Below are 12,928 nucleotides of genomic sequence, written 5' to 3'. Positions count from 1 at the left end.
TCGCAGGCCATGTCCCAGGCATTCGATGCAGATCCACTGGACCAATCGCGGGGCAAGCCCGCTCCCACGGAATCGGCTGCGTGGGAGCGGGCTTGCCCCGCGATTGCCGGCTACCCCCGCGACCTCCTGGCCCAGGCCCGCCAGCAAGCCGGCGAAGAGCGCCTGCTGACCTGCCTGGAGCGCCTCTGCAGCGACACGCCCAGCACCTTCACCCAGCGTCTGGCCGCCACCCTGCATTACCCGGTGCTCGCCACCCAGACCCTGTTTGCCTGCGCCCCTGCCTTCAACCAGGTCAGCCTGGCCCAATGCCTGAAGCGCGAATTCGCCCTGGTCGAGCTGGGCGGCGAGCGGGTCGGCGTGTTCGCCGACCCCTTCGACAGCGCTCGCCTGGCCTGGATCGACGACTGCCTGCAAGGCGCGCCGCTGTACCTGGCCCACGCCGCCGACCTGGCCGCGTTTCTCGCTCGCCACGAAGAGAGCTTTCACGCGGTCGACGCGTTGGGCCACGACGCCGAGGCCAGCAGCGAGGTCGACCCGCTGCAACGCCTGTCCCTGACCAGCATCAGCGAAGACCAGAGCCGTGTGGTCAAGCTGGTCAACTCCACGCTCTACGACGCCCTCAAGCTACATGCCAGCGATATCCACCTGGGCATGACCGGCCAGGGCCTGAGCATCAAGTACCGCATCGACGGCGTGCTCAACGGCGCTGGCAAGGCCGCTGGCAGCGGGTTCGCCGAGCAGGTGATCTCGCGCATCAAGGTGATGGCCGAGCTGGACATCGGCGAGAAGCGCGTACCCCAGGACGGCCGCTTCAAGGTGGCCATCGGCGAGCGGCAGATAGACTTTCGTGTGTCGATCATGCCGAGCATCTTCGGCGAGGACGCGGTGCTGCGGGTGCTGGACAAGCAGGACCTGGCCGACCAGGTCAGCGGCGTGCAGCTGCAGGCCCTGGGCTTCGAGGCGCACACCCTGCGCGCCCTGCGCCGGTTGGCCGGCGAACCCTACGGCATGATCCTGGTCACCGGCCCCACCGGCAGCGGCAAGACCACCACCTTGTACGCCATGCTCAGCGAGATCAACCATGGCACCGACAAGATCATCACCATCGAGGACCCGGTCGAGTACCAGCTGCCCGGCGTGCTGCAGATCCCGGTCAATGAGAAGAAGGGCCTGACCTTCGCCCGTGGCCTGCGTTCGATCCTGCGCCATGACCCGGACAAGATCCTGGTCGGCGAGATCCGTGACCCGGATACCGCGCAGATCGCCGTGCAGTCCGCGCTCACCGGTCACCTGGTGTTCACCACCATCCACGCCAACAACGTGTTCGACGTGATCGGCCGCTTCAGCCAGATGCAGGTCGACCCCTACAGCTTCGTCTCGGCGCTCAACGCCGTGCTGGCCCAGCGCCTGGTGCGTCTGGCTTGCCCGCACTGCGCGGTGGCCTGCGAGCCCGACGACGAACTGCTGGCCGCCTCGGGCCTGACCCGCGAGGCGATCGTCGGCTGGCACTTCGTGCGCGCCCAGGGCTGCGGGCAGTGCCGGGGCAGCGGTTATCGCGGGCGCAGCGCGATTGCCGAGCTGCTGCACCTGGACGACGACCTGCGGCAGATGATCGTCGAACGCCGCCCCCTTTCACAGATCAAGCAGCTGGCCTGCCAACGTGGCCTGCGCCTGTTGCGCGCCTCGGCCCTGGACCTGGTCCGCGCGGGTCGCACCACGCTCGAGGAGATCAACCGTGTCACATTTATCGCCTGATCGGTATTGCGCGGTGCTCGGCGCCGAAGGTGTCGGCCTGGGTCGCTGGCAGGGCCAGCGTCATCAATGGCTGGGTAGTCGCGGGTTCAGCTGCGAGGCGGCGCAGCCGGCCTGGGCCGCGGCCCTGGAAACCCTGGCCGGGTTGCTCGATGAGCATGCGCTGCGCGGCGCGCAACTGCGCGTGCTGTTATCGGCCCGCTACAGCCGCTTCTGCCTGGTGCCCTGGAGCGACGCCATCGCTCATCCTCGCGAGCTGGACGCCTATGCCCGAGCCTGCTTCGAGACCCTCTACGGCCAGACGCTGCACGACTGGCGCATCGTCCTGTCGCCGGAACCGGCCGGTGCCGCGCGCATCGCCACCGCGTTGCCCGAGGCGCTGCTGCAGGGGCTGCACAGCCTGGGCCAGGCCAGTCGGCTGAGCCTGCGCTCGGTACAGCCTTACCTGATGGCCGCGTACAACAGTTGCTCGGCGCAACTGACCCAGGGCGACTTTCTCTTCGTGCTGGCCGAGCCGCGCCGCAGCGTCTTGCTGCTGGCTGCCGGAGGCCTGTGGCAGCAGGTGCTGGCCCAGGGCTGCGCGGATAACGACCAGGCCCTGCAGGCGCTGATCGAACGCACCTGCGAGCTTTACGGCGAGCAGGTGCCACGGGTTTACCTGCACGCGCCAGGGCGCGCCGCGCCATCGAGCCTTGCCGCCGTGCAACTGTGCGCGCCGGTCGCCGAGGCCGACCCGCTGTGCGCCATGTGGCGGGCGGTGGCCTGACATGCGCCGCCTCGACCTGGAATTCCAGCCTCGCCAGAGCGGCCCGCTGGCCTGGGCACTGTTGGCATTGTCGTTGGCCGTGCTGGCACTGCTGCTGCTTGCCCAACAGCGCCTGCTCGGCGAGCAGGCGGACCTGCAAGGGCGGGTCCAGCAGCTGGAGCTCAAGCTCGGCCGCCGCCCGGCGAGCGCCGTCGCGCCAAGCAGCGCGATGGTTCGCGAGCAGGCCGAGCGCCTGGCGCAGATGCGCAGTGTCTCGTTGCAGCTGCAGCGGCCCTGGCAGCAACTGTTCGCCATGCTCGAGGCGATGCCGCAAGAGCATGTCGCACTGCTCAGCCTCACCCCCGATGCGCGCAAGGGCCAGGTCCGCATCAGCGCCGAAGCGCGCAACCTCGAAGCCATGCTGCAGTACCACCAGCGCCTGGAACGCAGCGCCGAGCTGTCCGACGTGTCGCTGCTCAACCATGAGGTGATGACCGGGCAACCCGAGCATCCGGTGCGCTTCAACCTCACCGCCACCTGGGAGACCGGCCATGCGCGTCCCTAGCCTGATCGTTCATGAAGCGGCCCGGCGCCTGGGCCGGGCAGGGCTGGCCGCCGTGCTGGTCGCCAGCCTGGCTCTGAGCGTGGCGGTGGCGCTCGTGCTGCCGCAGTGGCAGACCGTGCGCGAGCTGCGCGCCAGCGAAGCCGACGCCAGCGCCCAGGTGCGGCGCCTCGAACGCGGCGAGTTGAAGGTCCAGGCCAAGCCCGAGCAACAGGCCCTGGATGACCTGCGCCAGCAGTTGCCGGGCCAGCCCCAGGCCAGCGAGCTGATCGAGCGCCTGTACCAGCTGGCCAGCGCCGAGCGCATCAGCCTGGCGCGTGGCGAGTATGCCCTGGGCGTGGACCCGAAGACCCAGCTGGCGCGCTACCAGATCGTCCTGCCGGTGCGAGGCAGCTACCCGCAGATCCGCGGCTTTCTCAGGGCGCTGCCCGGTCAGCTGCCGGCGCTGGTGCTGGAGGACCTTGAGCTGCAGCGCAAGCGGATCGGTGACCGGGAGCTGACCGGTCGTGTGCGCATGACCCTTTACCTGTCGAGGTCGTGATGAACGCAAAGCGCGCGGTGACATGGGCCGGGTTCCTGGGGGTGAGCGCAGCGCTCGCCTGGGCACCGGGGCATTGGTTCGGTCAAGAAGACGCGGTGGCCCCATTCGCGGGTAAACCTGTTCCCACGGCGCCCCCCGAACCTGTGGGAGCGGGTTTACCCGCGAAAGAGCCAGCACAGGCTTCCGCAGATCTGTTCCCCAGCCAGCAATGGACCCCGACGCAAACCCTGGCCACCGTCATCGAACAACCTGTGGTGGTCGCCCCGGTGGTGGCCGCGCCCACGGCCCCGGCCTTGCCTTTCCAGTTCATCGGCCGCCTGGGCGATCGCGACGATCTGCAGGTCTTCCTGCAAAGCGGCGACAAGCTCTACGTCGTGCGTCAAGGCGACGTGATCGACGACACCTACCGTCTGGACCGCGTTTCGGCCACCGAGTTGAACCTGGTCTACCTGCCACTGCATCAGCCACAGACCCTGTCTGTCGGGAGCGCGCCATGAAACCGTCGAAGTTGTGCAAGCCTGCGCCGTTCGTGCTTCTGGCCCTGTGCGTGGCCATTGCCGGATGTGGCTCCAGCGCCGCGCGCAAGGACAGCCAGGACCTGATCAAGGAAGGCCAGTACGAAGCCGGCATCGCTCGCCTCGAAGAAGCCCTGCGCGAGGATCCGCGTGACACCGAGCTGAACCTGGCCCTGGCCCATGGCCGCCAGGCGGCCGTCGAAGCCCTGCTTGCCCAGGCCGACAGCGACCGCATCCGCCACGACTTCGCCGGCGCGCGCATGGGCTATGGCCGGGTGCTGACCCTCGAGGCGAACAACCGCCGCGCCCAGGAGGGCATCCGCCAGCTGGAGCTGATGCGCACCCTGGATGAGCGCGTCGCCCTCGGCCAGGCGGCGCTGCGCCAGGGCGACCTGTTCGGCGCCGAACGCTACATGCGTGAAGTGCTGCGCCTGGACCCGCAGAACCAGAAGGGCCAGATGCTGCGCAGCGACATCGAGAATGTCCAGGCACGCACCGCCACGCCGTACCCGCAACTGCGCAGCAAGCTGGAACGTCCGGTCACCCTGGAGTTTCGCGATGCCAACCTCAAGACCATCTTCGAGGTGCTGGCCCAGGTCGCCGGCATCAACTTCATCTTCGACAAGGATCTGCGCCCGGACATGAAGGCGACCATCTTCGTGCGCGAAGTGCGCATCGAGGACGCGGTGGCCCTGTTGCTGGAGCAGAACCAGCTGCACCAGAAGATCGTCAACGACAACACCCTGCTGATCTATCCGGACTCGCCGCAGAAGACCAAGGATTACCAGGAGCTGGTCATGCGCACCTTCTACCTGACCAGCATCGACGCCAACACTGCGCTGAACATGGTCAAGACCATGCTCAAGACCCGCGACGTGTTCGTCGACGAGCGCCTCAACACCCTGACCATGCGCGACACCCCCGACGCCGTGCGCATGGCCGAGAAGCTGCTGCAGTCCCAGGACCAGTCCAACCCCGAGGTGGTGCTGGAAGTGGAGGTGATGGAGGTGGCCCGCTCGCGCATCCTCGACCTCGGCCTGCAATGGCCCAATACCTTCGGCCTGTTGAGCAACGACGGCAAGCCCGTCAGCGTGCTCGACCAGCTGCGCGGCATCAACTCCAGCCGCATCAGCATCGCGCCGGCCCCACAGGCCAAGATCAATGCCGCGGACAAGGACATCAACACCCTGGCCAGCCCGGTGATTCGCGTCAGCAACCGTGAGCAGGCGCGCATCCACATCGGCCAGCGCGTGCCGATCATCAGCGCGACCTCGGTGCCCTCGACCCAGGGGCCGGTGATCACCGAAAGCGTCACCTACCTGGATGTCGGCCTCAAGCTCGAAGTCCAGCCCACGGTGCACCTGAACAACGAAGTGGCGATCAAGGTGGCGCTGGAGGTGAGCAACGCCACGCCGCTGGAGGCGACCCGCCAGGGCACCATCCCGGTCCAGGTCGATACCCGCAACGCCCAGACCAGCCTGCGCCTGCACGATGGCGAGACCCAGGTGCTGGCGGGCCTGGTGCGCAACGACAAGACCGGCAATGGCAACAAGATCCCGGGGTTGGGCGACATTCCGGGCCTGGGCCGGCTGTTCGGCAGCAACCATGACGAGACCAGCAAGTCCGAACTGGTCCTGGCCATCACCCCGCGCATTGTGCGCAACCTGCCCTACCAGAGCCCGTCGGACATGGAGTTCGCCACCGGCACCGAGTCGAGCCTGCAGGTGCGCCAGCTGGCCCAGCCGGTGCCCGCCAGCGCCGCGCCCATCGAGGCTCCGGGCGAGGCGCCGCTGGTGCAAGGCCAGGTGGCCGTGGTGCCTGCGGGCGCGGGGGCACGGCCATGAAACGCCGGCAACGGGGCTTCAGCCTGATCGAGGTGGTGCTGACCCTGGCGCTGCTCGGCTTGCTCGCCAGCATGGCCGCGCCGCTGACCGAAACCGTGGTGCGCCGCGGCAAGGAACAGCAGCTGCGCGAGGCGCTGTACCAGATCCGCGATGCCATCGATGCCTACAAGCGCGCCTTCGACGCCGGCTACATCGAGAAGCGCCTGAACGCCAGCGGCTACCCGCCGAACCTGCAGGTGCTGGTGGACGGCGTGCGCGATGTGCGCAGCGCCAAGGGCGCCAAGTTCTATTTCCTGCGACGCATTCCCCACGACCCGCTGCGCAGTGCCAAGCCCGACGACGAGGGTGGCTGGGGCCTGCGCGCCTACGACAGCAGCGCGGACAACCCACGGGAAGGCCAGGACGTGTTCGACGTGTACTCCAAGGCCAGCGGCAAGGGCCTGAACAATGTGCCTTACGGGCAATGGTGACGGCGATGAAAGCGAGCAAAGGCTTCACCCTCATCGAGCTGCTGGTGGTCATGGCGATCATCGCCACCCTGATGACCATCGCCATGCCGAAGTACTTCAACAGCCTGGAGGCATCCCGCGAGGCCACCCTGCGCCAGAGCCTGGCGGTGCTGCGCGAGGCGCTGGACCACTACTACGGCGACACCGGGCGCTATCCCGAATCCCTGGAGCAACTGGTGGAGCAGCGCTACCTGCGCAACACACCGCTCGACCCGATCACCGAACGCCGCGATGCCTGGCAACTGCTGCCACCCCCCGAGGGCGTGGCGGGCGGGGTCGCCGACATCAAGAGCGGAGCCACTGGGAGGGCGCGCGATGGCAGCCTCTATGCCGAATGGTGAAGCGGGTTTCACCTACCTGGGCGTGTTGCTGCTGATCGCCGTCAGCAGTGTGGCCCTGGCCGCCACCGGTACCTTGTGGGCCACCAGTGCGCAGCGCGAGCGCGAGCGCCAGCTGCTCTGGGTCGGTGGCCAGTACGCCCAGGCCCTGCGCAGCTACTACCGCGCATCACCCGGCTTGGCCCAGTACCCGCGTGAGCTGGGCGAGCTGGTGGAGGACAACCGCTTCCCGTCGCCACAACGCCATCTGCGCCGCCTGTATCCGGACCCGCTGGCGGGTGCCGACGGCTGGGGCCTGCTGCGTTCGGTCGACGGGCGCATCACCGGGGTGTACAGCCGCTCGAGCGGCGTGCCGCTCAAACGCAGCGGTTTCGATGCCCAGTGGAGCGGCTTCGAGGGGTTGGAACGCTACAGCGACTGGCAGTTCGTCGCCGAGCAGGCCTTCGCCGAGAGCGCCAGCGGCGCCCGTCGCCACGCAGGCCCAGGAGGCGCGCCATGAAACGCCTGGCCATGCTGATCTGCCTGTGCCTGACCCTGCTGCAAGGGCAGGCGCGCGCCGGGCAGGAGGACGAGATGATGGGCTTCATCGTCGACAACACCATCTCGCACATTGGCCACGACTTCTACTCCGCCTTCAGCGACCGGCTGCACGCCACCAGCCGGCTGGATTTCAACCTGGTGGTGCGCGAACGCCCGGATGCCCGCTGGGGCAGCCTGGTGACCGTGGAGTACGAACGCGAGGTGCTGTACCGGCGCTTCCTGCCGCCCAGTACCACGCAACTCAAGGACGAGGCCATCGCGGCCGCCGACCTGGTCCGCCAGCAGATCATCCAGCGCAAGTTGCAACGGCTGCTGCAGGACACAACCGATCTGGAGAGGGACGAGCTATGAGCAACCCCATGCTGCAACGTTTCGCCGCCTGCCTGCTGGCCGCGAGCCTCGGTGGCCAGGCCCTGGCCACGGAACTGGTACACACCCCGGTCAACCCGGCCTTCGGCGGCAACCCGCTCAATGGTGCCTACCTGCTCAACAACGCCCAGGCGCAGAACGACTACGACGACCCCGACCTCAAGGATCGGGCCTCGGCGTTCACCGGCACCTCGGCCCTGGAGCGCTTCAGCAACCAGCTCGAATCGCGCCTGCTGGGCCAGCTGCTGGACAACATCGGCAACGGCAAGACCGGCAGCATGGCCACCGACGCCTTCCTGATCGATGTCATCGACGACTCAGGAGCGCTGAGCATCAAGGTCACCGACCGGGCCACGGGGGAAGTGTCGATCATCGAGGTCAGCGGACTGAACCCCTGAGAGGGACGGGTCTTTACCGGGGAGAGAACACCATGAAACGCCTGCTGAGCACACTGCTGATCCTCGCCGCCCTGCAAGGCTGCGGCCTGCGCGAGCCGATGCCCGCCGAACAGGATGTCGAGACGCCCACGCTGACGCCGCGCGCATCCACCTACTACGACCTGATCAACATGCCCCGGCCCCGCGGCCGGCTGATGGCGGTGGTCTATGGCTTCCGCGACCAGACCGGTCAATACAAGCCGACCCCGGCCAGCTCGTTCTCCACCAGTGTCACCCAGGGGGCGGCGAGCATGCTGATGGACGCGCTCAACGCCAGCGGCTGGTTCGTGGTGCTGGAGCGCGAGGGCCTGCAGAACCTGCTGACCGAGCGCAAGATCATCCGCGCCTCGCAGAAAAAGGCCGAGGTGCCGGAGAACATCCAGGCCGAGCTGCCGCCGCTGCAGGCTGCCAACCTGATGCTCGAGGGCGGCATCATCGCCTACGACACCAACGTGCGCAGCGGCGGCGAGGGTGCCCGTTACCTGGGCATCGGGCTGTCCCGCGAGTACCGGGTCGACCAGGTCACGGTCAACCTGCGCGCGGTGGATGTACGCACCGGGCAGGTGCTGGCCAACGTGATGACCAGCAAGACCATCTATTCGGTAGGGCAGAATGCCGGGGTGTTCAAGTTCATCGAGTTCAAGAAGCTGCTGGAGGCGGAGGTGGGTTACACCACCAACGAGCCGGCGCAGCTGTGTGTGCTGTCGGCCATCGAGGCGGCGGTGGGGCACCTGCTGGCCCAGGGCATCGAGCGGCGGCTGTGGCAGGTGGCGGGGGACGGGGCAGGGGACAAGGCCGTGCTGGACAGGTACCTGGGCCAATACCAGCAGCAGTGAACACGGCCTGATGGCCTGGGTAACCTGGTAATTCTGTCAGTAGAACCGGTTTCTTTCGCATGGGTAAATGGCCGCCAGAACGCTCTCCCACAACAAGCGACCCTGGTGCTTCATGAAAGAAACTCTCAGTCCGTCCATCAGGTACCTCACTGGTCTTGCGCTGCTTCTGACGCTGGCCGCCTGCAGCTCGACAGCACCGCCTGGCCTGACGGCCAGCTCTTCGGCGACGCAGCTCGACGAGCGCGGCCGGCAGGCCGTCAGCGAACTCAGGCGCTGGTACAACAGCACCACCGACGACTGCGGCGGGCCGGACAAGCCTGCCTACCTGTGCAGCGGGCTGGCCTTGCGCACCACCGCCAGCAGTCCGGACTTCCTGCCTTGGGACCCCACCGACAACCAGCTTGAAAAGGGCAGCGTTGCCTTTTCCTGGGTGCGCCGGGACAACAACTTCACCAGCCCCGCCAACAACCGCAACGGCCTGCTGCTGTATCCGCCCCAGGCGGTACCGGCCGGCAAGATCGCCGACCTGAACGTGTTGTGCACGTTCCCGATCAATGCCAATACCAACCTGCGCCGGACGTTGCAGGGGTGCGGCGCGATCAGCGGTTTCGAAACCACCACCGACACCTGCATGACCCTGGGCATCGGCTCGGCGCAGCAATGGCTGGGCGCCTATCCGCAGGCGAGAAACTTCCGGGTGTGCGGCTGGGATCTGCGCCAGCAGCGTAACGATGCGGCCAGGTGGTTCCAGACCGCGATCCAGGCACGCGCGGGCATGTCTGCGGCGAACTGGGCGTACAACAACGAAGTGTTGTTGCCGGTCTGGCCCAGAGGCAAGGGGGGCGAGCTGCCTGTGCATTCGTTCTTCTACATCGAGGGTGACCGCGTAGCGTTGGCCAAGGCGCAATACGACCAGATCCGCTATGCGCAGCACTACCAGCAGTGGCTGCCGGTGGTGCGGGTGACGTTTCCTGTGCGGCAGACCGACGGCATGACCTTCGGCTATCTCCCTGAAGACCAGGCGGCGGGCCGTCCGACCCCCACGCCGTCCATCACCTTCGAGGACCAGCCCGTAGGGGCGCGCAGCCCGGTGACCAGCCAAGGTGTCGAGTTCGTGCTGCACAGGCTTGACCACAGCGCCGTCAGTGACGAACCCCACGAAAAGAGCGCAGGCCTGATCACTGGCAAGCACCTGGAGGCGGACTCCACGATCAGCTTCGTGCTGGAAGGGGCTGGGCGTCGGCTGGTGAGTTTCTCCTGGGGCTGCAACACCTACTGTGGCATGCAGACAGCCATCGGCCAGGTGCAGCTCGAACTGGACGATGACGAACTGGGTGAGATGCGCTATGGCAGGCAGGAACTCATCATCGATGGACCCGAAGCCGTTACCCTGGCTGTCGATACCACCGATGACGCCGGCCGACTGGTGCTGGACAACCTGAAGGTGCAGGCGCTGCCGGAGAAGTAGTCTCGACCCTGCGTGACCGGCTCACTTGCGTCGGTCGCAGCTGCACCCAACCTCCACGGGTGCCTGGCATTCGATGCCTGGTGCCCGGTCTTCGCGCCGGCCATGAATCTTTCATGACAAAAGTTCGGTAGCAAAGCGCCATCCCTGTCAAAGCCATGAACACCGACAAGGCACCCGGCCACCAGGCCAGGCGCACCGTCGGAGCACGCGGGGAGCGGGGCGATGGGGACTATGGAACGCTACACGAAAGTGGGAATGCAGGAGCTCGACCAGCGCCTGGCGAAGATCGTCGAGGCGGCGCGCAAGCAGCCGGTCTCGGTGTACCGCTACGGCGCGCCCTGGGTCTGGATCGTGTCCCAGGAGGACTGGCAGGGCGCCTTGCGCGAGGTGGCCAGCTGCGTGCCGCCCGGTCATTCGCTGGCGCAGCTCAAGCCGCGTATCGAGGCGCTGCTGGACGAGCACCACGGCGCCCTGGCGCGCCTGGCCGAGCAGCAAGGCATGAGCATCGCCCCGCACACGCTGATGCACGTCCTGCTGTTGCAGCTTCTCTACTCGGTGCCCAGCGAGAAGCAGCTCTACGAGCAGCTCACCTACAACCTGCTGTTCCGCTGGTTCGCCGGCCTGGAACTGAAGTCGCGGGTGTGGAACTTCAGCCTGTTCAGCCATGACCTCGGGGTGCTGCTCGGCAGCGCCATGGCGGTGTCGCTGCTGCAGCGCATGGTCGACGAGGTGCTGGGCGCGAGCTTGCAGGCGATGCCCGAATTCAGCCTCAACCTGGCGCTGCTGCACAGCTGGCTGGCACGCCATCAGGGTCAGGGCTCGCCTGATCACAACCACTAGAAACCAATCGCATAACGGGCTCTGTAAGGGGGCGGTGTGGAGCAATTGTTCTTCAAACGATGCGGCGTGGGCGCAGGGGTACTGCTGTGCCTGTTGTCGGCCACGGTGGCCGCCGACGAGCCCGAGCGCCGGGTCGAAATCAACGAGTATGTGGTGCGCGGCAATACCGTGCTCGACGCCCAGGCCATCGAGCAGGCGGTGTACCCGTACCTAGGGCCGGACAAGACCCTGGCCGACCTCGAAGGTGCCCGTGAGGCCTTGCAGAAAAGCTACCAGGCCCGTGGCTACCAGTCGGTGTTCGTCGAGCTGCCGGAACAGAAGGTCGAAGGCGGGATCGTCTATCTGCAGGTGACCGAGACCAAGGTCGGCCGGGTGCGGGTGGTCGGCGCCAAGCACTACTCGCCGGTGGAGATCCGCGAGCAGGTGCCAGCGCTGGAAGAGGGCAAGGTGCCCGACTTCGCCCAGGTGCAGGATGAACTGGCCGCGCTCAACCGCAGCCCGGGCCGCCAGGTCATGCCCCTGGTGCGCGAAGGCCAGCGTGCGGGCACCATGGATGTCGACCTGCAGGTCGAGGACAAGCGCCCCTGGACCCTGAGCCTGGGCCTGAACAACGATCACAGCGCCGATACCGAGAAGCTGCGCAGCGTCGTCAGCCTCGGCTACAACAACCTCTGGCAGGCCGGTCACAGCGTGTCGCTGACCTGGTTCACCGCGCCTGAGGATCGTGACAACGCCGAGGTCTGGTCCGGCTCGTACGCCATGCCGTTGAGCGAACGCTGGACCGTGCAGTTCTCCGGCTACCAGTCCGACAGCGACGTGGCCACGGTCGGCGGCACCAACGTGCTGGGCAAAGGCCATTCGTACGGGGTGTCGGCCATCTACAACCTGCCGGGCGTCGGCGCCTGGGCCCATGCCCTGTCGATGGGCGTTGACTTCAAGGACTTCGACGAGCAGGTCGGCCTGGGCGGCAGCCGCGACAAGGTGCCGCTCAAGTACGCGCCGATCAGCCTGGGCTACAACGGTTACCGCTTCACCGAACAGGACCAGCTGACCTTGGGCCTGAACCTGGTGGTCGGCACCCGCGGCCTGTTCGGTCACGGCAGCGACGACCAGGCCTTCGACTACAAGCGCTATCGCGCCGATTCGAGCTTCGCCGCGCTCAAAGGGGACGGCGGCTACACCTTCGATTTCGCCGGCACCTGGCAAAGCGCCTCGAAGCTGGCGTTCCAGCTGGCGTCCGGCCCGCTGGTCTCGAACGAGCAGTTCGCCGCCGGCGGTGCCACCTCGGTGCGCGGCTATCTCGCCGCAGAACGTACCGGCGACGACGGCGTGCTGTTCTCCCAGGAGCTGCGCACGCCCTCCATTGGCCGCTATGTCGGCAGCTACATCAGCGACTGGCGCTTCTACCTGTTCGCCGAAGGCGCGCAACTGCGCCTGCAGGACGCCCTGCCGGAGCAGGACGACAGCTACAGCCTGGCCAGTGTCGGCATCGGCACGCGCGCCAGCCTCAGCGACTGGCTGTCCGGCAGCCTCGACTGGGCCGTGCCGCTCAAGGACGGCCCCAACACCGACAAGAACGATTCCCGTGTGCACTTCAGCGTGCAGGCGACCTTCTGACTCACTGACCGGCAT

General features: G+C 67.1%; 15 protein-coding genes. All 15 read left to right on the top strand.

Annotated elements, in window-relative coordinates; genetic code table 11:
- Window positions 1-9: 9 nt before the first annotated feature.
- The 15 genes from ACYUME_RS14345 to ACYUME_RS14275 all read left to right on the top strand — a co-directional run bounded on the left by ACYUME_RS14345 (window position 10) and on the right by ACYUME_RS14275 (window position 12,913).
- Window positions 10-1,755: a GspE/PulE family protein gene (locus ACYUME_RS14345; protein WP_460415279.1), complete on the top strand. Its 1,746-nt coding sequence runs from the start codon at window positions 10-12 to the stop codon at window positions 1,753-1,755.
- Window positions 1,736-2,518: a hypothetical protein gene (locus ACYUME_RS14340; protein ID WP_460415277.1), complete on the top strand. Its 783-nt coding sequence runs from the start codon at window positions 1,736-1,738 to the stop codon at window positions 2,516-2,518. Before ACYUME_RS14345 ends, ACYUME_RS14340 begins: the two co-directional genes overlap by 20 nt.
- A gap of 1 nt (window position 2,519) precedes the next feature.
- Window positions 2,520-3,062, top strand: coding sequence for a pilus assembly protein (locus tag ACYUME_RS14335; protein WP_460415276.1), 543 nt, complete (start codon window positions 2,520-2,522; stop codon window positions 3,060-3,062).
- Entirely contained in the window at window positions 3,049-3,600 is a 552-nt protein-coding gene (gene pilO, locus ACYUME_RS14330) for a type 4a pilus biogenesis protein PilO (RefSeq protein ID WP_279882175.1), read from the top strand. Before ACYUME_RS14335 ends, pilO begins: the two co-directional genes overlap by 14 nt.
- On the top strand, window positions 3,600-4,097 hold the full coding sequence (locus ACYUME_RS14325; RefSeq protein WP_460415274.1) for a hypothetical protein: 498 nt from the start codon (window positions 3,600-3,602) through the stop codon (window positions 4,095-4,097). The genes pilO and ACYUME_RS14325 overlap by 1 nt, the downstream gene beginning before the upstream one ends.
- A complete protein-coding gene (locus ACYUME_RS14320) occupies window positions 4,094-5,959 on the top strand; it encodes a secretin N-terminal domain-containing protein (RefSeq protein ID WP_460415272.1) in 1,866 nt (621 codons plus the stop codon). Before ACYUME_RS14325 ends, ACYUME_RS14320 begins: the two co-directional genes overlap by 4 nt.
- Window positions 5,956-6,429 (top strand): type II secretion system protein, encoded by a 474-nt coding sequence (locus tag ACYUME_RS14315; RefSeq protein WP_279882181.1) that lies wholly within the window; start codon window positions 5,956-5,958, stop codon window positions 6,427-6,429. Before ACYUME_RS14320 ends, ACYUME_RS14315 begins: the two co-directional genes overlap by 4 nt.
- A 5-nt stretch (window positions 6,430-6,434) precedes the next feature.
- Window positions 6,435-6,809 carry a type II secretion system protein gene (locus ACYUME_RS14310; RefSeq protein ID WP_460415270.1) on the top strand — a complete coding sequence of 125 codons (375 nt, stop codon included), beginning with the start codon at window positions 6,435-6,437 and terminating at the stop codon, window positions 6,807-6,809.
- Window positions 6,784-7,305 carry a type II secretion system protein gene (locus tag ACYUME_RS14305; RefSeq protein WP_460415268.1) on the top strand — a complete coding sequence of 174 codons (522 nt, stop codon included), beginning with the start codon at window positions 6,784-6,786 and terminating at the stop codon, window positions 7,303-7,305. The genes ACYUME_RS14310 and ACYUME_RS14305 overlap by 26 nt, the downstream gene beginning before the upstream one ends.
- On the top strand, window positions 7,302-7,697 hold the full coding sequence (csgE, locus tag ACYUME_RS14300) for a curli production assembly/transport protein CsgE (protein WP_279882187.1): 396 nt from the start codon (window positions 7,302-7,304) through the stop codon (window positions 7,695-7,697). Before ACYUME_RS14305 ends, csgE begins: the two co-directional genes overlap by 4 nt.
- Before the next feature lie 8 nt (window positions 7,698-7,705).
- Window positions 7,706-8,113 carry a curli assembly protein CsgF gene (locus ACYUME_RS14295; protein ID WP_460419369.1) on the top strand — a complete coding sequence of 136 codons (408 nt, stop codon included), beginning with the start codon at window positions 7,706-7,708 and terminating at the stop codon, window positions 8,111-8,113.
- A gap of 32 nt (window positions 8,114-8,145) precedes the next feature.
- Window positions 8,146-8,988: a CsgG/HfaB family protein gene (locus ACYUME_RS14290; protein ID WP_279882191.1), complete on the top strand. Its 843-nt coding sequence runs from the start codon at window positions 8,146-8,148 to the stop codon at window positions 8,986-8,988.
- 112 nt (window positions 8,989-9,100) lie between these two features.
- Complete coding sequence (locus ACYUME_RS14285) at window positions 9,101-10,456, top strand: hypothetical protein (protein WP_460415266.1); 1,356 nt, start codon at window positions 9,101-9,103, stop codon at window positions 10,454-10,456.
- 231 nt (window positions 10,457-10,687) lie between these two features.
- Window positions 10,688-11,296: a transposase gene (locus ACYUME_RS14280; protein ID WP_460415264.1), complete on the top strand. Its 609-nt coding sequence runs from the start codon at window positions 10,688-10,690 to the stop codon at window positions 11,294-11,296.
- 81 nt (window positions 11,297-11,377) lie between these two features.
- Entirely contained in the window at window positions 11,378-12,913 is a 1,536-nt protein-coding gene (locus tag ACYUME_RS14275) for a ShlB/FhaC/HecB family hemolysin secretion/activation protein (protein ID WP_460419367.1), read from the top strand.
- The last annotated feature ends 15 nt before the right edge of the window (window positions 12,914-12,928 follow it).

The organism is Pseudomonas sp. microsymbiont 2, assembly GCF_054788395.1.
The sequence above is the reverse complement of the archived record's forward strand: the minus strand, read 5'-3'. Positions and strand labels throughout refer to the sequence as shown.